The sequence below is a fragment of the Stenotrophomonas maltophilia genome (genome assembly GCF_013464485.1).
Taxonomy (GTDB): Bacteria; Pseudomonadota; Gammaproteobacteria; order Xanthomonadales; family Xanthomonadaceae; genus Stenotrophomonas; species Stenotrophomonas maltophilia_AW.
In genome coordinates this window covers 1-20,386 of sequence record NZ_RAUX01000024.1, presented here as the reverse complement: position 1 = coordinate 20,386, position 20,386 = coordinate 1, and the positions used below count along the sequence as shown (strand labels likewise).

General features: G+C 67.3%; 17 protein-coding genes. 7 read left to right on the top strand and 10 right to left on the bottom strand.

Annotated elements, in window-relative coordinates; genetic code table 11:
• Positions 1–68 precede the first annotated feature (68 nt).
• Complete coding sequence (gene epmB, locus D7Y61_RS10930; RefSeq protein ID WP_180866263.1) at positions 69–1,109, top strand: EF-P beta-lysylation protein EpmB; 1,041 nt, start codon at positions 69–71, stop codon at positions 1,107–1,109.
• A gap of 72 nt (positions 1,110–1,181) precedes the next feature.
• On the opposite strand, the gene D7Y61_RS10925 is transcribed toward epmB, so the two are convergent.
• Genes D7Y61_RS10925 through D7Y61_RS10915 form a run of 3 tightly spaced genes read right to left on the bottom strand, consistent with a single transcriptional unit; the run spans position 1,182 to position 5,054 of the window.
• Positions 1,182–3,308 (bottom strand): putative bifunctional diguanylate cyclase/phosphodiesterase, encoded by a 2,127-nt coding sequence (locus D7Y61_RS10925; RefSeq protein WP_180866262.1) that lies wholly within the window; start codon positions 3,306–3,308, stop codon positions 1,182–1,184.
• On the bottom strand, positions 3,305–4,237 hold the full coding sequence (locus D7Y61_RS10920) for a phosphate/phosphite/phosphonate ABC transporter substrate-binding protein (protein WP_180866261.1): 933 nt from the start codon (positions 4,235–4,237) through the stop codon (positions 3,305–3,307). Before D7Y61_RS10920 ends, D7Y61_RS10925 begins: the two co-directional genes overlap by 4 nt.
• A gap of 46 nt (positions 4,238–4,283) precedes the next feature.
• A complete protein-coding gene (locus tag D7Y61_RS10915) occupies positions 4,284–5,054 on the bottom strand; it encodes an RNA methyltransferase (RefSeq protein WP_180866260.1) in 771 nt (256 codons plus the stop codon).
• 120 nt (positions 5,055–5,174) lie between these two features.
• Between D7Y61_RS10915 and D7Y61_RS10910 the strand changes: the two genes are divergently transcribed.
• Positions 5,175–6,002, top strand: coding sequence for an inositol monophosphatase family protein (locus tag D7Y61_RS10910; RefSeq protein ID WP_005417749.1), 828 nt, complete (start codon positions 5,175–5,177; stop codon positions 6,000–6,002).
• 720 nt (positions 6,003–6,722) lie between these two features.
• On the opposite strand, the gene htpX is transcribed toward D7Y61_RS10910, so the two are convergent.
• Complete coding sequence (htpX, locus tag D7Y61_RS10905; protein ID WP_180855208.1) at positions 6,723–7,589, bottom strand: protease HtpX; 867 nt, start codon at positions 7,587–7,589, stop codon at positions 6,723–6,725.
• A gap of 93 nt (positions 7,590–7,682) precedes the next feature.
• Between htpX and gluQRS the strand changes: the two genes are divergently transcribed.
• From gluQRS to phaR, 3 genes are all read left to right on the top strand, one after another.
• On the top strand, positions 7,683–8,603 hold the full coding sequence (gene gluQRS / locus D7Y61_RS10900) for a tRNA glutamyl-Q(34) synthetase GluQRS (protein ID WP_180866259.1): 921 nt from the start codon (positions 7,683–7,685) through the stop codon (positions 8,601–8,603).
• 17 nt (positions 8,604–8,620) lie between these two features.
• The gene (gene phbB / locus D7Y61_RS10895) at positions 8,621–9,361 is read left to right on the top strand and encodes an acetoacetyl-CoA reductase (RefSeq protein ID WP_180866258.1); all 741 of its coding nucleotides are present in this window, start codon (positions 8,621–8,623) and stop codon (positions 9,359–9,361) included.
• Between the two features lie 183 nt (positions 9,362–9,544).
• Positions 9,545–10,078, top strand: coding sequence for a polyhydroxyalkanoate synthesis repressor PhaR (gene phaR, locus D7Y61_RS10890; protein WP_180866302.1), 534 nt, complete (start codon positions 9,545–9,547; stop codon positions 10,076–10,078).
• Positions 10,079–10,151: 73 nt separating this feature from the next.
• Here phaR and D7Y61_RS10885 read toward each other — a convergent pair whose 3' ends face one another.
• From D7Y61_RS10885 to D7Y61_RS10860, 6 genes are all read right to left on the bottom strand, one after another.
• Positions 10,152–11,105, bottom strand: a complete 954-nt coding sequence (locus D7Y61_RS10885) for a TraB/GumN family protein (protein WP_180866257.1) — start codon at positions 11,103–11,105, stop codon at positions 10,152–10,154.
• Position 11,106: 1 nt separating this feature from the next.
• The gene (locus D7Y61_RS10880) at positions 11,107–12,036 is read right to left on the bottom strand and encodes a DUF1684 domain-containing protein (protein WP_180866256.1); all 930 of its coding nucleotides are present in this window, start codon (positions 12,034–12,036) and stop codon (positions 11,107–11,109) included.
• Positions 12,037–12,047: 11 nt separating this feature from the next.
• Positions 12,048–13,946, bottom strand: coding sequence for a DNA mismatch repair endonuclease MutL (gene mutL, locus D7Y61_RS10875; RefSeq protein ID WP_180866255.1), 1,899 nt, complete (start codon positions 13,944–13,946; stop codon positions 12,048–12,050).
• Positions 13,947–14,167: 221 nt separating this feature from the next.
• The gene (locus D7Y61_RS10870) at positions 14,168–15,730 is read right to left on the bottom strand and encodes an N-acetylmuramoyl-L-alanine amidase (protein ID WP_180866254.1); all 1,563 of its coding nucleotides are present in this window, start codon (positions 15,728–15,730) and stop codon (positions 14,168–14,170) included.
• A gap of 82 nt (positions 15,731–15,812) precedes the next feature.
• On the bottom strand, positions 15,813–16,295 hold the full coding sequence (tsaE, locus tag D7Y61_RS10865) for a tRNA (adenosine(37)-N6)-threonylcarbamoyltransferase complex ATPase subunit type 1 TsaE (RefSeq protein ID WP_180866253.1): 483 nt from the start codon (positions 16,293–16,295) through the stop codon (positions 15,813–15,815).
• Positions 16,292–17,776, bottom strand: coding sequence for an NAD(P)H-hydrate dehydratase (locus tag D7Y61_RS10860; RefSeq protein WP_180866252.1), 1,485 nt, complete (start codon positions 17,774–17,776; stop codon positions 16,292–16,294). Before D7Y61_RS10860 ends, tsaE begins: the two co-directional genes overlap by 4 nt.
• Positions 17,777–17,799: 23 nt before the next feature.
• On the opposite strand from D7Y61_RS10860, the gene queG reads away from it, so the two are divergent.
• A complete protein-coding gene (gene queG, locus D7Y61_RS10855) occupies positions 17,800–18,870 on the top strand; it encodes a tRNA epoxyqueuosine(34) reductase QueG (protein ID WP_180866251.1) in 1,071 nt (356 codons plus the stop codon).
• Positions 18,871–18,914: 44 nt separating this feature from the next.
• Positions 18,915–20,246 (top strand): exodeoxyribonuclease VII large subunit, encoded by a 1,332-nt coding sequence (gene xseA / locus D7Y61_RS10850; RefSeq protein ID WP_049463075.1) that lies wholly within the window; start codon positions 18,915–18,917, stop codon positions 20,244–20,246.
• Positions 20,247–20,386: the final 140 nt, after the last annotated feature.

The window sequence follows — 20,386 nt, the reverse complement described above, 5'->3', positions numbered from 1 at the left end:
GCGGGTGCGGCGAGCCGTTAGAATGGAAAGCCCACCGGATGCCGGTGGGCGACTGTTTTTCTGCCCCCATGATAACCGCAGGCCCCCTCTCCATGCAGCTTTCCGCCTTCCCACGGCCCCAGTCGCCAGGTGCGCCCGCGCGCTGGCAGCAGCTCTGGCGCCAGGCGCTGCGCGACCCGCACGCGCTGCTGGCCCGGCTGCAGCTGGACCCGGCCGCGCTGGGCGTCTCGGAGGCGGCCATGGCCCAGTTCGCGCTGCGCGTACCGGAGGGCTTCGTGGCCCGCATGCGCCCTGGCGATGCAGCCGACCCGCTGCTGCGCCAGGTACTGCCGATCGACGCGGAAATGCGCCCGGCACCCGGGTTCAGCTTCGATGCGGTGGGCGATGGCGCCGCCAAGAAGGCCACCGGCGTCATCCAGAAGTACCGTGGCCGCGCCCTGCTGGTCGCCACCGGCAGCTGTGCGATCAACTGCCGCTACTGCTTCCGCCGCCACTTCGACTATGGCGCGGAAAACGCCGCCAAGGGCGGCTGGCAGGAGGCCGTAGCCGCCATCGCGGCCGATCCGGACATCGACGAGGTCATCCTGTCCGGCGGCGACCCGCTGTCCCTGGCCACGCACAAGCTGGTCGAGCTGACCGACGCCCTGCGCGCGATCCCGCATATCCGCCGCCTGCGCATCCATACCCGGCTGCCGATCGTGCTGCCGGAGCGCGTGGACGACGAACTGGTCTCCTGGCTGGGCAGCCTGCCGTGGCCGCTGGCGATCGTGGTCCACGCCAACCATGCCAATGAGTTCGATGCCAGCGTGGATGCCGCGATGGCACGCCTGCGCGGCCTCGGCGCCCAGCTGCTGAACCAGGCCGTGCTGCTGCGCGGGGTCAACGACAGCGTGCAGGCCCTGCAGGACCTGAGCGAGCGCAGCTTCGCCGCCGGCGTGCTGCCCTATTACCTGCACCAGCTGGACAAGGTCGAAGGCGTGGCCCACTTCGAAGTGGACGATGCCCAGGCCAAGGCGCTGATTGCCGGCCTGACCGCGCGCCTGTCCGGCTATCTGATCCCGAAACTGGTGCGCGAACTGCCCGGCGACCCGAGCAAGCGCCCGGTGTAACAAAAAAGGGGACGGAGGGAATTAAGTCGCTTATGCATTTGCGACTTAATTCCCTCCGTCCCCTTTTGGGTGTCAGAGCCCGGATTCGATCATCCGCACCACTTCGGTCGCGGTGACCGGGTGGCTCAGCCAGTAGCCCTGGCCAAGATCACAGCCACGCTGGACCAGCAGCTCGAACTGGGCCTGCTGCTCGATGCCTTCGGCCACGACCGTGATCCCGAGCGCATGAGCCATGGCGATGATCGCCGTAGTCAGCGCCAGATCGTCCGGGTCGCGCTGCATGTCGGCCACAAAGCTCTTGTCGATCTTCACGCCATCCACCGGTACCTGGCGCAGGTGGCTGAGGCCGGAGAATCCAGTACCGAAGTCATCCAGCCACACCTTCACGCCAGTGCGGTGCAGCTTGTCCAGCAACTGCGCGGCGACCATTTCATCACCGATCACTGCGGTTTCGGTCAGTTCCAGGTGCAGGCGAGACGCCGGCAGCCCGGACTCATGCAGGCATTGCGCGACCAGCGCCGGCAGTTCGCCACCACGCAGCTGGCGTGGCGACACATTGACCGATACAAACAGGTCGTCGCCGGCCACGCCACGCGGCCACTGCGACGCCTCCATGCAGGCCGCACGCAGCACCTTCGGGCCGATGATCTCGATCAGGCCACTCTGCTCGGCCACCTCGATGAACACAGACGGCGGAATCGTACCCAGAGTCGGATGCTGCCAGCGCAGCAGCACCTCGACGCCGACCATGCGCCGGTCGCGCATGCGGAAGATCGGCTGGTAGGCCAGCCGCAGCTCACCGCGCTCCCAGGCACCGCGCAGCTCCTGCTCCATATGCACCCGGCGCTCGACAGCGTGATCCATCGCGCGGCTGTAGTAGCGGTAGCAGTTCTTGCCAGCCATCTTCGCCTGGTACATGGCGATGTCACCATTCTTCAACAGCGTGGTCGCATCAGCCGCATCGTCGGGGAACAGGGTCACACCGATCGAAGTGCCGAGGAACAGTTCCCTTCCCTGCACCACCAATGGCTTGCCCAGCTCGCGCACCAGCACCTCGGCCAGCAGCCGCGCATTGGCGGCCACGTCGCCATCGCCGACCAGGATCACGAACTCGTCGCCGCCGAAACGCGCCAGCAGGGTCTCGTCGCCACCGGCCTCGGTGACGGCACGGCCGATACGCTGCGCGAACTGCAGCAGGGCCTCATCGCCGGCTTCATGTCCGAGGGTATCGTTGACCCGCTTGAAGTCGTCGATATCGGCAAACAGCAGGCCAAGCCGATGGTGGGAGGCGCGCGCGGCCATCAGGCGGTGGTCCAATGCCTCCCGGAACGCCAGCCGATTGGTCAGCCCGGTCAGCGCGTCGGTATAGGCCATGTGCCGCACTTCGCGGTCATGGCGGGCGATCGCATCACGCATGCGGGCGAACCCGCGCACCAGCTCGCCGACTTCATCATCGCGGGTGTTTTCGGCCAGCGGTGCCTGGTAGTCACCCGCTTCGATGCGCCGTGCGGCAGCGGCCAGGTCACGGATCGGTGCGACCAGGGTGCGCTGCACATACAGGATCACCACCACGCCAATCACCACCAGCAGGCCCAGCATCAGCAGCAACCACCCAAGGTGGCGGCTGCCGGCCTGCTGCAGACGTTCGCCCAGAGTGGCGTTGGCGGCCTGTTCGCGCTGCTGGACTTCGTCCAGCGCCATGCCGACACGGACGCCGCCAATGCGTTGGTTGCCGATCATGATCGGCATGGCGTTGTCGAGCACCTTCGGTGATTCCTGCACCACCAGCGCCTGTGCAGCGGCAGCCTTGTGCGCCAGCGGATCGGTCATCGGCTGGCCGTACCCGGAGACCTCGATCGAACCGTCATGGACCAACCGGCCACGTTCATCGAATACCAGCACATACCGGACCACCGGCTGCCGCGCGGTGCTGCGCACCAGTGCACCGACCTGGTCCAGGTCACGGTAGTACAGCGGATTGGCCAGCGCATCGGACAACTCGCGCGCCATCGCCTCACCGCGGCTGCGCACACTGCGGTCGAACAATTCATGGATGACGCCACCGCTGAGGTTGCGCACCTCGCTCTGCATCGCCGTCTGCCGCCCCAACAGTACCGCCAGGATCGCGATCACCACGACCATCGCCCCGCCCATTGCGAGCAGGAACCGAGCCTGCATTCCTGAGCCGAGCCACTTCATTCCACTTCCATCCGCACGCGCGTCAATCCTTGTTTCAATTCATCCAACCGCTGCTGCGCATGCGCATCGATGCGGTGGAAACCGGAAGTGCCAAAAAACCGATGCATCGCCCCCTGTGCCTGCGGGTCGCTTGCTGCCTGCAGCAGGACTTCCTGCAGGCGCTCGCGTACACGTGGATCCAGATCGGCGCGAACCATCTCCACCGCACGCGGGTAGGGTTCAGTGCGGAGCAGTTCACGGAAGTCGCGCCGGAATGCCGCCGGCATCCGCCGTTCGTCATTCCAGTCCACGCTGCTCACCGCCCCTGCATCGGCCATCCCCTTGTGTACGTACGTGGCGATGTTCAACTCGCTGCGCGCGAACACATAACCCACGCTGTCCCGCCCTGGCAGGTCCCAGGCACCGGCCAGGATCTGCGGCGACAGCCCGTCCTGCAGCAGCGTCATCACCGGCACCAGGTAGGCGCTGGTGGACGCTGTGTTCTGCAGCGCCAGGCGATGGCCACGCAGATCCTGCACGCGCTGGATCGGGCTGTCGCCGCGCACGAAGAACACCGTCTGGTATTCACGCACCCCATTGCGCTCGGTCAGCAGCAGCGGCCGGGCGCCGCTGCGCTGGCCCAGCGCGACCGCCGTGCCCGACGTTTCCGTGACCCAGTCAACCCGCCCCCGCCGCAGATAGCTGGCCATCTGCTGCGGATCGCGCGCCATCAGGATCCTCCCCTCCTTGATGCCGACGTCATGCATGCGCGCCACCACGTAGTCCAGCAATGGCTGCAGCTGTTCGTAATGGGCCTTGGGATCATCACTGATCCGGCCCAGCACCAGCACCGGGTCCGGTGCTGCCCGCACCGTCCCGGCCAGCAGGACCATGGCCAGGCTCAGCAGTCCCCCCTGCATTGCCTTTCGCAGACCCGACACAGGCTTCATCCCCCCTGGGTATCCAGACAGACTAACCCAAAAAATGAGAACGTCGTCAGCTGTCCTTGCGCCCCACCTGAGCGAGTCGGGCCATGCGCTGTGTGTCGGCAAGAATGCCGCGCAACAGGCGCACTTCCTGCTCGCTCGGCTCGCTGCGCAGGAACAGGCGGCGCAGCTTGCGCATCGCCGATTCCGGGGCGCGCCCCTTGTGGAAATCGATCTCGTCCAAGGTGTCGCCGAGCTGGGCAAAGAAGCTCTCCATCTGCTCGTGGCTGGCCGCCTGCTCGCGGAAGCCAGGCTCGGCCCCGGACGCTGGCTGCGCACCCAGCAACTGCATGCGCGTTTCATAGGCCAGCACCTGCACGGCGGCAGCCAGGTTGAGCGAGCTGAAGTCCGGATCGGACGGGATATGCACCGCCGCATGGCAGAGCTGCAGTTCCTCGTTGGTCAGGCCGGTGCGCTCGCGGCCGAACACCAAGGCAACCTCGGCCCCCTCGCCCGCCTTGGCCACCGCACGGGCGGCAGCATCGGCCGGCATGTATTCCTCGAGCTGGACGCGGCGGGCACGGGCCGTGCAGCCCAGTACCAGGCGGCAGTCGGCCACGGCTTCGGCCAGGGTCGCCACCACCGGGGCGTCCCCCAGCACGTCTTCGGCACCGGCCGAGCGGCGGAAGGCCTCCTCGTCGAGCGGTTTTTCGGGGGCGACCAGCACCAGGCGGGCCATGCCCATGGTCTTCAGGGCGCGGGCGGCAGCCCCCATGTTGCCGGGGTGCTGGGTACCGACCAGGACGAATCGGAGGCGGGTGGCGGCGGGAAACTGGGACATGAACAGGGAAAAGGTCGAGCTGGACGATGACCAATGGTAAACTGTGCGGCCGGCCACTGCGCCGGACCCGCTCTTTTCCCCCGCCAGTCCATCTCTTCTGCCTTTCCGGGAGCCCACGCCATGCAGAAACCCGCCGTAACCGTCATGGTCAAGGCCGCCCGCCTCGCCGGCAACGTCCTGTTGCGCAACATCAACAAGCTCGAGGCACTGAACGTGGTGCAGAAGGGCCGGATGGACTACGCCAGCGAAGTGGATGCTGACGCGGAAAAGGTCATCGTCAAGGAACTCAAGCGCGCCTACCCGGACTACGGCATCTTCGGTGAAGAAGGTGGCGTGCAGGGCGAGCGCCGCCAGATGTGGGTCATCGACCCGCTGGATGGCACCAGCAACTACCTGCGTGGGGTGCCGCACTACTGCGTGTCGATCGCACTGGTGGAGAACGGCGAGCCGACCGATGCGGTCATCTTCGACCCGCTGCGCAATGAACTGTTCACCGCCAGCCGTGGCGCCGGTGCGGTGCTGAACGACCGCCGCATCCGCGTGGCCGATCGCAAGGACCTGGAAGGCACGATGATCCACACCGGCTTCGCCCCGCGCGAGCGCAGCCGTGCCAGCGCCCAGCTGAAGGCGGTCGACGCCCTGCTGGTGCACGGCGAGGACATCCGCCGCACCGGCTCGGCCGCGCTGGACCTGGCCTACGTGGCCTGCGGCCGTGCCGACGCCTACTTCGAAGCCGGTGTGAAGGCGTGGGACATCGCCGCCGGCCTGCTGCTGGTCCGCGAAGCGGGCGGCAAGGTCTGCGACTTCAAGGGCGCGACCCTGGGCCGCATGGACAACCGCGGCCCGGAGACCCACCAGATCGTGGCCGGCAACCTGAAGGTGGCCGAGTCGCTGCAGAAGGTGCTGGTGAACACCGGTTACGCTGCCGAGTTCGACGCGAAGTTCTGAGGTTCCGTGTAAAGCGGTTCATGGAGACGGCACCTGCGAAGGTGCCGTTTTCGTATCCGCGGTGATCGTGCTTGTCACTTTCTTTGCTCGTGCAAAGAAAGTAACCAAAGAAACACGCCGCCGGCCGCGAGCCGTCGCTACGCGACGGTTCCCTGTGCTTCTCGGCGAATCAGGGGGCGGCGCCGAACTCGCTTCGCTCAAACATCGGTGCCTCTTCGCCCCTGATTCCCCTGCGATGCTCGGCTCGCTCAAGGCGGACCCAGGGTCAAATGCCACAGCTGCACCCCGTAGATTCACGCCATGCGTGGATGCTGTTGCTCTTGATCTTGACCTTCCAGTCCGACTTCAAGCGAGCCGAGCACCGCAGGTCCGGCGAGGGCGAAGAGGTGCGGGTGTATGAGCGCAGCGAGTTCCCGCACCGTCCCTCGGCGGGCCGAGGAGCACAGGGTACCGATGCGCAGCATCGGCTCGCGGCCGGCGGCGTGTTTCTTTGGTTACTTTCTTGATGGCGCGCATCCATGTGCGCCACCCTACGGGCCGGCTGCGCCGTTCCGCGCTGCTCCTGCAGCGCGGTGCACGAGCAAAGAAAGTGACACCTCTCCGCAGGCGCGAAAACGATTCGCCGGGCATGGCCCCGCGCTAACGGCGCATGCATCCCCACAAACAAAAACGCCCGGCGCGGGGCCAGGCGTTCCTGCACAACTGTGGAAGTACGGGGGCTTACGCCGCCGTCGACGCCCGCAGCGCGGCAATGCGCTCTTCCAGCGGCGGGTGGCTCATGAACAGTTTCTTCGCCGTCGAACCGGCAATACCGAACGCCGCGATCTGGGTCGGCAAGGTGCTCTGACCGTGGTTCAGCTGCAGGCGCTCCAGCGCGGCGATCATCTTCTGGCGCCCAGCCAGCGAGGCACCGCCCGCGTCGGCGCGGAACTCGCGGTGGCGCGAGAACCACATCGAGATCATGGTGGCGAACAGGCCGAACACCATCTCCAGCACGAACACGATGATGTAGTAGGCGAAGCCGCGGCCGCCGCCTTCGCGGTTGCCCGACAGCGCGCTGTCGATGATGCCGCCGACCACGCGGGCCAGCACGATCACGAAGGTGTTCAACACGCCCTGCAGCAGCGCCATGGTGATCATGTCACCGTTGGCGACGTGGGCGATCTCGTGGCCCAGTACGGCTTCGGCTTCGTCTTCGCTCATGTTGTGCAACAGGCCGGTGGACACCGCCACCAGCGCGTTGTTGCGGTTGGCGCCGGTGGCGAAGGCGTTGATCTCCGGGCCTTCATACACCGCCACCTCCGGCATGCCGATGCCGGCCGCCTTGGCCTGGCGCTCGACGGTGGCCAGCAGCCAGCGTTCGGTCTGGTTGCGCGGCTCGGTGATCACCACCGCACCAGTGGAGCGCTTGGCCATCCACTTGGACAGCAGCAGCGAGATGAAGGAACCACCGAAACCGAAGATGCCGGCCATGATCAACAGACCGCTCATCTTGCTCGGGTCGGTTCCCAACAGCGACATCACGATGCTGGCGAGGATCAGGACCGCGAAGTTGGTCGCCAGGAACAGGGCAATGCGGGTAAACATGGAAAAATCCGGCTCGGAAGGGGTCGATACCGGTCAATTTGCGGTGTGGTCAGCTTGAATTCAAGCGCCAACCTGACCGACGATTCAGCCAGCATGACTTCCCCCATTTCCTGTGGTCGTTTCGCGCCCTCGCCGACCGGCCTGCTCCACCCCGGATCCCTGCTCGCCGCCTTCGGCAGCTGGCTGCTCGCACGCCATCACGGTGGCCTGTGGCGGCTGCGCATCGAAGACGTCGACCCACCGCGCACCGTGCCCGGCGCCGCCGAGTCACAGCTGCAGGCGCTGGCTGCGTTCGGGCTGGCCCATGATGGCGCGATCCTCTGGCAGAGCGCGCGCGGCGAGGCCTACCAGGCCGCGCTGGACGCGCTGCTGGCCAGCGACCAGGCCTTCGTCTGCCACTGCAGCCGCAGCGAACTGGCCGCCAGCGGCGGCATCCACCATCGTTGCGTCGCCCGGCAACCTCGGCCGGACCCCGCCGTCCGCTTCCGCGTGCAACCGGACAGCATCGTGGACTTCACCGATGGCCTGCGTGGACCGCAGCAGCAGGACGTGCACACCGAGGTCGGCGACTTCGTACTGCGCCGTGCAGACGGCTGCTGGGCCTACCAGCTGGCAGTCGTGGTCGATGACGCCGCGCAGGGCGTGACCGAAGTGGTGCGCGGCGCCGACCTGCTTGACTCCACCGCGCGGCAGATCCTGCTGCAGCAGGCATTGGGGCTGGTGGTGCCGCACTACTGGCACCTCCCGCTGCTGCTGGATGCGCCGGGCCACAAACTGTCCAAGTCGCTGGCCGCAGTGCCGGTGGACAGTTCGCGCCCGCTGCCGGTGCTGCGCCAGCTCTGGCAGCTGCTCGGCCAGGCACCTGGGGCGCTGGAAGCTGCGCACGATCTGGACACGCTGCTGGCTGCGGCCCAACGGGCGTTCGACCCGGCGCAGCTGCCACGTACCGACATCCTGCTGCCAGCCGACGCACTTTCCGCGCCGATGTTGCAGAATCCCCCTTCCCCCACCTGATACCCGGACAGCACTCCATGACTTCTCGCGTCGCACTGGTCACCGGCGGAACCGGCGGCATCGGTACCGCCATCTGCCAACGTCTGGCCGACCAGGGCCACCGGGTCGCCACCAATTACCGCGACGAGGCCAAGGCCCGCGCCTGGCAGCAGGCGATGATCGAACGCGGCTACAGCGTGTCGATCTTCCCGGGCGATGTCTCTGATCCCGACAGCGCCGAAGCGCTGGTACGCGCCGTCGAAGCTGAGCTGGGCCCGGTCGAGATCCTGGTCAACAACGCCGGCATCACCCGCGACACCACCTTCCATCGCATGCGCGCGGACCAGTGGCACGATGTGATCAACACCAATCTCAATTCGGTGTTCAACGTCACCCGCCCGGTGATCGAGGGCATGCGCCGCCGCGGCTGGGGCCGGGTCATCCAGATCAGCTCGATCAACGGCCTGAAGGGCCAGTACGGCCAAGCCAACTATGCGGCCGCCAAGGCCGGCATGCACGGCTTCACCATCTCACTGGCGCGCGAGAACGCCGGCTTTGGCATCACCGTCAACACCATCTCGCCCGGCTACGTCGCCACCGACATGGTGATGGCGGTTCCAGAAGAAGTGCGTGCCAAGATCATTGCCGACATCCCCACCGGACGCCTCGGCAAGCCGGAGGAAATCGCCTACGGCGTCTCGTTCCTGGTCGCCGACGAGGCCTCGTGGATCACCGGTAGCAACCTGGACATCAACGGCGGCCACCATATGGGTTGGTAAGCCGCGCAGCGGGCCCGCGCGGTGAACGCCGCCGGCCCCTGCCAAGAGTCATGCTGCGCAGCACGCAAACCCTTGTTGCGCAACATGATCATCACTGAAAGCCAAGCCTGGCGGGGGCTGAGGCGGTTGCAACGGCTGCTGCACTGCGCCATGCTGCGCGTCTACTGTGACGAGTACCGCTTCATGGCTGCGACCCGCATCATCAAGAAGTATCCGAACCGCCGTCTCTACGACACCGAGATCTCCAGCTACATCACCATCGAGGACGTGCGCCAGCTGATCCTGGACGGTGAAGACTTCGAAGTCCGCGACGCCAAGAGCGGCGACGACCTCACTCGATCGGTCCTGCTGCAGATCATCGCCGACCAGGAACAGGACGGCGAACCGATGCTGTCCACCCAGCTGCTGAGCCAGCTGATCCGCTTCTACGGCGACTCCCTGCAGGGCTTCATGGGCAATTACCTGGAGCGCAGCATGCAGGTCTTCCTCGACCAGCAGCAACAGTTCCGGCAGCAGATGGGCAACCTGCTGGGCCAGACCCCGTGGGCGATGATGAACCAGCTGACCGAGCGCAACCTCGAGCTGTGGCAGGAATTCCAGCGCAGCATGGGCACCGGTTTCGGTGGTCCGCGCCCGGGTGGCACCGGAACCGGCGCAGGTACCGGCAACAAGCCGAACGAACCGGGCACTGGCACCGGCGGCAAGACCCGCCGCTGAGCCGCTGCACCGGCGGATACGAAAACGGCGCGCCCGATGGCGCGCCGTTTTGTTCTGTGTCCCCGGCGGAGCATCAACGTTTCGCCTTGCACCCCGTGCATACGCGTTCGACCTTGTAGCCCTTCGCCTTCAGTTTCTCGACCACGCCGTCACTGCCCAGCAGGTGCAACGTGCCCACCACCACCAGCGTGCCCCCCTGCCCGGCCTGCAGGTACGGCAGCAGCTTCGGTACCCAGGCGTCATTGCGGCCAGTATTGATGCGCTGATACAGCTGCGGGTACTGCTGGCGCATCTCCGCCGCCATCCGGGTCCACAGCAGCCGCTCGTCACCCCGGCGCCATGCATCATGCAGCTGGCGCGCCTGCTCATCGGCCTTGCCGGCCTGATCCAGTGCTTCGGCCAGCATCTGCCGCTGTTCCTGCAGCGTCATTCCATCAAGCATGCCGATCTGGGTGTCGATGTCTTCCAGTCCCGCAGTCTTGCGGCCGGTCTTCTGCGCACGCTCCATGAAATGCCGGTCCAGGCCCAATGCAGGGTCCAGACCCAGTTTCTGCATCTGCCCGACCGAAATGCTCAGGCCGACGAACCAGGGCTTCATGCCCTGCATCTGCGCCAGCGGCAGCTTGTTCTCCGTTGCGAACTGCTGCAGCTTCTGCCAGGTCGCCGCATCAAGATCACGCTTCAGCTCGCTGCCATCGGTACGGACCGCTGCCTGCACCATGCGGCTCGCCAGTTGCGGCGATTGCATGTCCTCCGGCGACAACTCGAACACGACTCGCTGCGAGGCCTCGAAGGCCTGTTCGGCATCGGGCGACAGCGGGTAGTCCTGCGGCTTCAGCAGGTGGAAGGAGCCGAGCAGGTAGAGGCGCGCGTCACCCGGGCCGGTCACTTTCCACAGCAACGGCACCGGCGGCTTGGTCGCCGCTGCGCCAGTGGTATCGGCTTGCACGGTACGCGCTGCAACCAGCGGTGCCAACACACAGGCCGCCAACAGCACGGCGGCACGCAACAGGGATCTGATCGGCATATCAGCCTTCTCCTTCAGGCAGGTGGTAGGCCTTCTCGCCTGCTTCCACACGCAGGTCCAGCCGGTTTTCCGGCGGCGCCAACGGGCAGGTCGCGTAAGCGGTGAACGCACACGGCGGGTTATAGGCATGATTGAAGTCGATGCGTACCGTGCCATCGGCAGCCGGCGCATCGGTATCCAGGTAACGCCCGGCCGGATAGCTGCCGCGGCCGCTGGTGCGGTCGGCGAATATCAGAAACAGCGGTTGGCCGGGCGCACCAATCGCCTCAAGCCGCCAACTGCGGCCATCACGTTGGAACTCGACCGCGCCGGCATTGGGCATTTCGGTGGTCAGGCCGGTGATGTCAACGATGGGCAGGGTCTTGCCCGGCGGATGTGCGACAAAGCGCGCCTGCACCTGCCAGTCCGGGCCACCCGGCCAGTACTCCAAACCGGCGAAATCACGGCGCGCCGCTGCATCGGCATGCTTGACCCGCAGCGCATCGCGCGGCCCGCGCCGGATGATGCTGAGCTGGCCATTGCCACCGTCGAAGGCCAGCAGTGTCGGCTGCGGATCCTTGTCGGTGTCGATACGGATACGGCTGCGCACCGGCTGGCCATCAAGGCTGACGTTCGCACCGGCTTCGGGCGTGAACCACCATTGGCTGCCCTCGCGACGCAGCAGGCCCAGCTTGTCAGGGCCGACCGACAAGCGGATGCCATTGGTGGCCCCGCTGCCGACGAAGTGTGATTTGTTCTGCAGCCAGTGCAGACCGACCAGGGCCGTCCAGCCGTCGGGTCGGGTCAGGTCCTGGTAGCGGGCCACCCGCCATTGCTGCTGCATGGCCGCGTAAGCCGGATCTTCAGTGACCTTCGGCGCCGGCGGTGTCGCCGGGCTGCAGGCAACCAACAGCATGGCGACCAGCAGGCCGCCCATTCCCCGATAACGCATCGATGCTCCCCTCAACGCCCGCGCAGGAACCAGCGGTCGATCTCCGCCAGCGAAAAACGCGCCCAGGTCGGCCGGCCGTGGTTGCACTGGCCGGACCGCTCGGTGATTTCCATGTCGCGCAGCAGCGCGTTCATTTCCGGCACCGTCAGGCGCCGGTTGGCGCGCACCGCACCGTGGCAGGCCATGGTCGACAGCAGTTCGTCGCGTGCGCTGGCCACGCGGCGGCTCTGGCCATGCTCGCGCAGGTCGGTCAGCACGTCGCGCAGCAGCCCCTCCGGTTCGGCATGTGCCAACAGCGCTGGAATGCTGCGCACATGCAGTGATCCAGGACCGGCGCGGGTCACCTCGAAGCCGAGCGCCGCCAACGTTTCGGCTTCACTTTCGGCAGTGTCGGCCTCGCGCTCGCCCACTGCCAGCGTGATCGGCACCAGCAGCGGCTGAGACTGCAGGCCGATACCGTCGTGCGCGTTCTTCAGGCGCTCGTAGCCGATGCGCTCGTGCGCGGCATGCATGTCGACCACAATCAGGCCTTCTGCATTCTCGGCCAGGATGTAGATGCCATGCAGCTGCGCGATCGCATAGCCCAGTGGAGGCACACCGGCATCGGCACTGGTGACCGGCAGGCCGTTCTCGGTGGGCATCGGCGGCAGCGCCGCCCCGCGTTCGGCACCGGCCGGCGTGGCATACAGCGCGGCGTAGGCCGCCGGTGCATCAGCCACCTGCAGCCCAAGGGGCTGCTGCGGGCGCCAGCCGGAAAAACCACCACCACCGCCGCCTGCGCCGGGCGCAGGCCCACGCACCAGTCCGAAACCCGACGCGCCCGCGCTCGATGCCGTCGGTGCAGCAGCGACGTCCACCGGATGCACCGGACCCACACCGATCTCCTGCGCCGACATCCCGGCGCGGGTATCGGCCAGCGCATCCTTCAATGTGCGGTAGACGAAGTCATGCACCAGCCGCGAATCACGGAAGCGCACTTCATGCTTGGCCGGATGCACATTGACGTCGACCCGGGTCGGGTCGAGCTCAAGGAACAGCACATAGGCCGGCTGCCGGCCGTGGTACAGCACATCGCCGTAGGCCATCTTCACCGCATGGGCGACGCTGCGGTCGCGCACCGAACGGCCGTTGACGTACAGGTACTGCTGGTCGGCACTCGCGCGTGAATAATGCGGCTGCGCGATCCAGCCATGCAGGCGCAGGCCGGCACCACTGTGGTCGACGCGCACGGCCTGGTTGGCGAAATCCTCGCCCAGCGTTTCGGCCAATCGCGCATCGGAATACAGATCACCCGGCTTGTAGCGGCGCGAGGCCTTGCCGTTGTGCGACACGCGCAGTTCGACGTCCGGTCGCGCCAGCGCCAGCGAACGCAGCCATTCTTCGATATGGCCAAGCTCGGTACGCTCGGCGCGCAGGAACTTGCGCCGCGCCGGTACGTTATAGAACAGCTCGCGCACTTCCACCGTGGTGCCCGGCGCATGTGCGCGCGGGGTCACTTCGCCGATCTTGCCGCCTTCGATCTGCAGCGCCGAACCGTGGTCGTCATGTGCGCGACGCGAGGACAGGGTGAATCGGCTGACCGATGCAATCGACGGCAGCGCTTCCCCCCGGAAACCGAGGGTGGCCACCGATTCGAGGTCGTCCAGATCGGCGATCTTGCTGGTGGCGTGGCGCGATACCGCCAGCGGCAGCTGTTCCGGCGCGATGCCACTGCCGTTGTCGCGGATTCGGATCAGGCGGACACCCCCCTCCTCGAGGTCGATATCGACGCGGCTGGCACCAGCATCGATCGCGTTCTCGACCAGCTCCTTGACCACTGACGCAGGACGCTCGACCACTTCGCCGGCGGCGATCTGGTTGATCAGGATTTCCGGCAACGGCCGGATCGGGCGCGGACCGGGCGCGCTCATGGGAGAGGATGGGCAGCAGACTTCATGGGTCGATGATAGCGGAGCCGTCCGTTGTAGAGTCGACTGTCAGTCGACTGCCCTTCGCCCGGGCACCGAAAACCCCGCGCTGCGCGCGGTAGAGTCGACTGTCAGTCGACTGCCCTTCGCTCAGGCACCGAAAACCCCGCGCTGCGCGCGTAGTCGACTAACAGTCGACTCTACCGCGTTCTACAGGAAGCGGGTTACTTGCTGCCGCCGGCCATGGTGCCGGCTGCGTCGATCTCGGCCTGGGCGCGCGCGGCATACAAGGTGCCCGGCGGCGGCTGGCGGCTGAAGAAGGTGTGCACACCATCGAGCACGGCACCGGCGATCTTGCGCTGGTAGGCCGGGTCGATCAGGCGGCGCTCTTCGTCCGGATTGGAGATGAATGCGGTTTCCACCAGCATCGCCGGCATGTCCGAGGTGCGCAGCACGGCGAAGTTGGCGCGTTCGATGTTCGGCTTGTGATTGTTGCCAATCCGCTTCAGGCCTCCCAGCACGTGGCCGGCGGCATCTTCAGAGGCCTTCATGTAACCGCTCTGCGCCAGGTCCAGCAGCACGTTGGCAAGCGTGCCCTCGGTCTGCTGCAGGCGTACGCCACCCACCAGGTCGGCCGCGTTTTCCTTGTCCGCCAGCCAACGGGCGCGCTGCGAAGAGGCACCCTTGGTCGACAGCACATAGACCGACGAGCCGGTGGCCGAACGGTTCTCGGCCGCATCGGCGTGGATCGAAATGAAGATGTCGGCCTTGTTCGCACGTGCCTTCTGCGCACGCATCGGCAGCGGGATGAACACATCGCTGTCGCGGGTCAGGTACGCCTTCAGGCCCGGCGTGGCGTTGACCTGGCGGGCAAGCTCACGCGCCACCGCCAGGGTGACATCCTTCTCGCGCTTGCCGGTCGGGCCGATCGCGCCCGGATCCTGGCCACCGTGGCCGGGATCGATGGCGACCACCAGATGACGCATCCCGGCCTGCATGCGGATGCGCGAGGCATCGCTTGGCATGGCTGGACGCGGCGGCTCCACCGGCGTCGGCGCCGGTGCAGGCACGCTAGCAGGCGGCGTGGTCACCACGGCGGCGGTGCGCTGGCCGGCGAGGATCGCGGCCGGCGAGGAAGAAGGCGAGCTGCTGGCTACGGTACCGGCAGCCGCAACCTGGGCCGGCGCGGTGGACGGCGCCGGGGTCGGCGTTGCCGGTGCGGCGGCAGTGGCGCTGGCCTGCTGCCGTACCTGCGCGGTCAGCAGCGCGGTGGCACGTGCGGCATCGGAACGCGACTGCGCGTTCTCCGCCGGCGTCGGCGCGGGCGCGTTGACCGGTGCCTGTGGCTGTACCGCCGGCGTTATCGCAGGACGGCTGGCAGCCACGGCCGGGCCATCACCCGGCCATTCGATGACCAGCTTGGATTCATTGCCCTCGCGCTGCATCTGCGGGCGGAACGGCGCCACCGATTCAGCGAGGTCGAAAACGACACGGAAGGTCCCCGGCACCGGCTGTCCGGTACGCACCGCCGTAACCACGCCCTGCGCGGCCGGCATCTTCAGGTTGCGAATGGCGCTGGAGTCCGGGAAATCGACCACCAGGCGGTTCGGGCCCGCCAGCGACAGGGTCTTGTAGCCGCCACTGCCCACGAGCGAAATCTCGGCACGGGTACCGGTGGCGCCCGTATTCAGCAGGACCTGGCGGACTTCGCCAGCCCACGCACTGACGCTCGCCAGACCCAGTCCGACGGCGGCAAAGATGGCGATGAGACGGTTCCCCAGGCGCATGGCTCAGGATTCAATCACCGCGCTGAACGGAATGCAACACCTTTTTCCTTAATAATCCGTAACCTGCCGGTCTTTGTTCTCGTCAGCCGACAGAAATGGCCTGCAAGTCGCCCCCTTGCGGAAGCCGTTTCAGCCATTCAAGTCCGGCGTCGCTGGCCCCAGTGAGATGGACACGACGCCCCTGCCCCTCGATCTCCAGTGCCACCACCAGGTCGGTCGGTGGCAGCGCACCAGCGCCGCGTTCCGGCCATTCCACCAGCCACAACACCGCGCTGCCCTCGTCCAGCCCGAGGAAATCGAGCTCGCCGGCCTGGCCGATCCGGTACAGGTCCAGGTGCCAGGCCTCACCGCCGCTGGCCAGTGGATAGCGCTCGACCAGGGTGTAGGTCGGGCTTCGGATGGCACCCTGCACGCCTAGCGCGCGCAGCAGTGCGCGGGCCGTTGTGGACTTGCCGGCCCCCAGGTCACCGCGCAGTTCAATCAGTGCCTGCGGCGGACGGGTAGCCGCCAGCCACTGACCGAGCAGTTCAGTGGCATTGCTGTCGGCGAGGAAGAAGTCGGTCATGCAGAGCGTTCCGGGTTGGCCAGCCGCCGCAGTGGCGCCAGCAGATCAGTAGGAAGCAGGCCGCGCGCGCCGTCGGCGGCAGCGGCATCGCCTGCCAGCGCATGCAGCAGCGCACCGGCGGCGGCCGCATCGAAAGCTGCCAGGCCCTGCGCACGCAGGCTGGCGATGATACCGGTGAGCAGATCTCCCATCCCGCCGACGGCCATGCCGGGGTTGCCTGCGGCGATCAGCCGCGGTGTCTGTCCAGGCGCCGCAACGATGCTGCCGGCCCCCTTCAACACCACTACCGCGTGGAAACGCTCGGCCAGGGCCTGTGCGCTGGCAAAGCGGTCTGCCTGGATTTCAGCGCTGCCGCAGCCAAGCAGGCGCGCGGCCTCGCCCGGGTGCGGTGTGAGGATCGTGGCCGGCAGCGCCCGTGGATCCTGCGCGAGCAGGTTCAGTGCATCGGCGTCGACCACCAGCGGCAAAGTGCTGGCCAGCACCCGCGTAAGCAATGCACGCGCCCATTCGTCCTGCCCCAATCCGGGCCCGATCGCCACCACCCCTGCCTTTTCCAGCAACGCGGACAGCGCATCACCATCCTCCATCGCGTGCGTCATGGCCTCGGGCAGGCGGGCCAGCAATGGGCCAACATGATCGCGACGGGTGCCGATGCTCAGCAGGCCCGCGCCAGCACGCAACGCGGCCTCCGCAGCCATCGCCACTGCGCCACCGCTGCCATGGTTTCCACCGATGCACAGCACATGCCCCGACTCCCCCTTGTGGGTATTGGCTCGTCGCGGTGGCAGCAGTGCTGGCAAACGGTCGCCTGTCCAGCGCTGCGCGCTGGCCTGAATGCCACCCCATACCTGATCGGCCAGTTCAAGGGGCGCCAGGCGCCGCTGACCCACGTGCTCCAGCGCATCGCCGGTGTACAGGCCACGATGGCAGCAGATGAACTGCAACGTGACATCCGCCCTCACCGCCACGCCAGGCACACATCCGCTGTCGGCGTCGACGCCACTGGGCACATCCAGCGCCAGCACCGGCCCGTGCGCCGCGTTGAGGGCCTCGATCACCGCTTGGGCCATGCCGGCCGGTGCCCGGTCCAGGCCAAGCCCGAACAGCGCGTCCACATAGACATCGGCGACCGGCAATTGGCCGCTGAACTCGACGATTCTGCCTCCGGCCTCAACAAATTCCGCTGCTGCCTGGGCCGCCAGTCCAGTGGCGGGCGGCTTGCCGGGCAACGAGACCACCTGAACCCGGCGCCCCGACCGCACGGCATGGGTGGCCAGCACGTAGCCGTCGCCGCCATTGTTGCCGCCCCCCACCAGCACGCATGGCTGAAGGGCCTCCGGCCACTGCTGCAGCAGGCACTGCCAACCTGCCAGACCGGCCTGCGACATCAGGCTCCAGCCGCCGTCGCCGGCCAGCGCCGATGCGCGTCCATCAAGCCTGCGCGCGGCAGCGGAATCGAACAGAAGGGAAAGATCGGGCATGCAGGGATTTTATACTGGTGCGCATGCCCCCCGTCCCTGCCTCCGTCGATCCGGCCCTGGCCGTGCAACGCATCCGCGAACTGGCCCGTGCGCATGGCTTCCAGCGCTGCGGCGTCGCCGGCATCGAGCTGGGGGAGGATGAGGCGCACCTGGCCGACTGGCTTGGCCAGGGCCTGTACGGCACGATGGACTGGATGGCGCGCCACGGCACGCTGCGCGCGCGCCCGGCCGAACTGCTGCCCGGCACGGTGCGGGTGATCTCGGTCGGCATGGATTACAGCCACAAGGACGATACCGAAGCATGGGCCACCCTGGCCGACCCGGGTCGCGCCTATGTGGCCCGCTACGCGCTGGGCCGCGACTACCACAAACTGATGCGCAACCGGCTGCAGAAGCTGGCCACGCAGATCAACGACGAAGTTGCGCCGCTGGGCTACCGCGTATTCGTCGATTCTGCACCGGTGCTGGAACGCGCGCTGGCACGCAATGCCGGGCTGGGCTGGATCGGCAAGCACACCTGTCTCATCGACCGCCATGGCGGCTCCTGGTTCTTCATCGGCGAGATCTACATCGACATCCCGCTGCCGATCGACGCGCCGGCCACCGCCCACTGCGGCACCTGCACGCGCTGCATCGATGTCTGCCCGACCCAGGCCATCATCGGCCCACAACGGCTGGATGCGCGGCGCTGCATTTCCTACCTGACCATCGAGCATGACGGCGCCATTCCCGAGGACATGCGGCCGCTGATCGGCAACCGCATCTACGGCTGCGATGACTGCCAGCTGGTCTGCCCGTGGAACAAGTTCGCCAAGCGCACCGACGAAGCCGACTTCCGCGCACGCAACAACCTCGATACCGCGCACCTCGACCAGCTGTTCGCCTGGGACGAAGCCGAGTTTCTGCGCCGCACTGAAGGCAGCCCGATCCGCCGCAGCGGCCATGAACGCTGGCTGCGCAACATCGCTGTGGCGCTGGGCAACGCGCCGGCATCGGCCGAGGTCCTGGCCGCGCTGCACACCCGCATCGACGATCCCTCGCCGCTGGTGCGCGAACACGTGCAGTGGGCGCTGGCCCAGCACGCCCCGCGCTGACGTGCGATCCTGAGCGCCCGTTCCACCCGCCGCACGCCGTACCCATGCAGCCACGCAACAACGACATCCTCACCCCCAGCCAGCTCAACACCTTGGCCCGCGACCTGCTGGAAGGCAGCTTCCCGGCGATCTGGGTCGAGGCCGAACTCGGCAGCGTGGCGCGCCCTGCCTCCGGGCACCTGTATTTCACCCTGAAGGACGCACGTGCGCAGCTGCGCGCAGCAATGTTCCGGATGAAGGCGCAGTACCTGAAGTTCGTGCCGCGCGAAGGCATGCGCGTGCTGGTGCGCGGCAAGGTGACCCTGTACGACGCCCGTGGCGAGTACCAGATGGTGCTGGACCACATGGAAGAAGCCGGCGAAGGCGCGCTGCGCCGCGCCTTCGAGGAGCTGAAGGCACGCCTGGAGGCCGAGGGCCTGTTCGACCCGGCACGCAAGCGGCCGCTGCCGGCGCACGTGCAGCGCCTGGCAGTGATCACCTCGCCCACCGGTGCCGCCGTGCGCGACGTGCTGAGCGTGCTCGGCCGCCGCTTCCCGCTGCTGGAAGTGGACCTGCTGCCGACCCTGGTCCAGGGCAGCAGCGCCGCCGCGCAGATCACCCGCCTGCTGCAGGCCGCCGACGCCAGTGGCCGCTACGACGTGATCCTGCTGACCCGCGGCGGCGGCTCGCTGGAAGACCTGTGGGCCTTCAACGATGAAGCCCTGGCCAGAGCGATCGCCGCCAGCCGCACCCCGGTGGTGTCGGCGGTGGGACACGAAACCGACTTCAGCCTTAGCGATTTTGCCGCCGACCTGCGCGCACCGACGCCGTCGGTGGCGGCCGAACTGCTGGTGCCGGACCAGCGCGAACTGGCGTTGCGCCTGCGCCGGACTGCAGCGCGCATGGTGCAGCTGCAACGGCATGCGATGCAGCAGGCGATGCAGCGCGCCGATCGTGCCCTGCTGCGCCTGAACGCACAGAGCCCGCAGGCGCGGCTGGACCTGCTGCGCCGTCGCCAGCTCGATCTGGGCCGACGCCTGCATGCCGCGTTCAACCAGCAGCAGGAACGCCGTGCCGCACGCCTGCGCCATGCGGCGGCGGTGCTGCGCGGGCACCATCCGCAACGCCAGCTCGACGCGATGCAGCGCCGCCTGGCAGCCCTGCGCGGGCGCCCGCAGATTGCGATGCAGCGCCTGCTGGAACGCGATGCACTGCGCCTGCGCGGATTGGCGCGTTCGCTGGAAGCCGTCAGCCCGCTGGCAACCGTGGCGCGTGGTTACAGCATCCTGACCCGCAGTGACGATGGTGCCCTGGTGCGGCACGTCGACCAGGTGCAGCCGGGTGACGCCCTGCAGGCCCGTGTTGGCGACGGCGTGATCGAGGTGCAGGTCAAGTAAAGGGTTGCTCGGCAGGGCTGCGCCCTGCACCTGCAGAGGCTTCAAGCCAAGGCAACGTCAACTTCAAAAGCGAGTATTCCGTGGGATGGCGGGGCGGTGTCGGAGTGCGGGGACGCTGCAAGTACGTCCCTGTAAGCTTG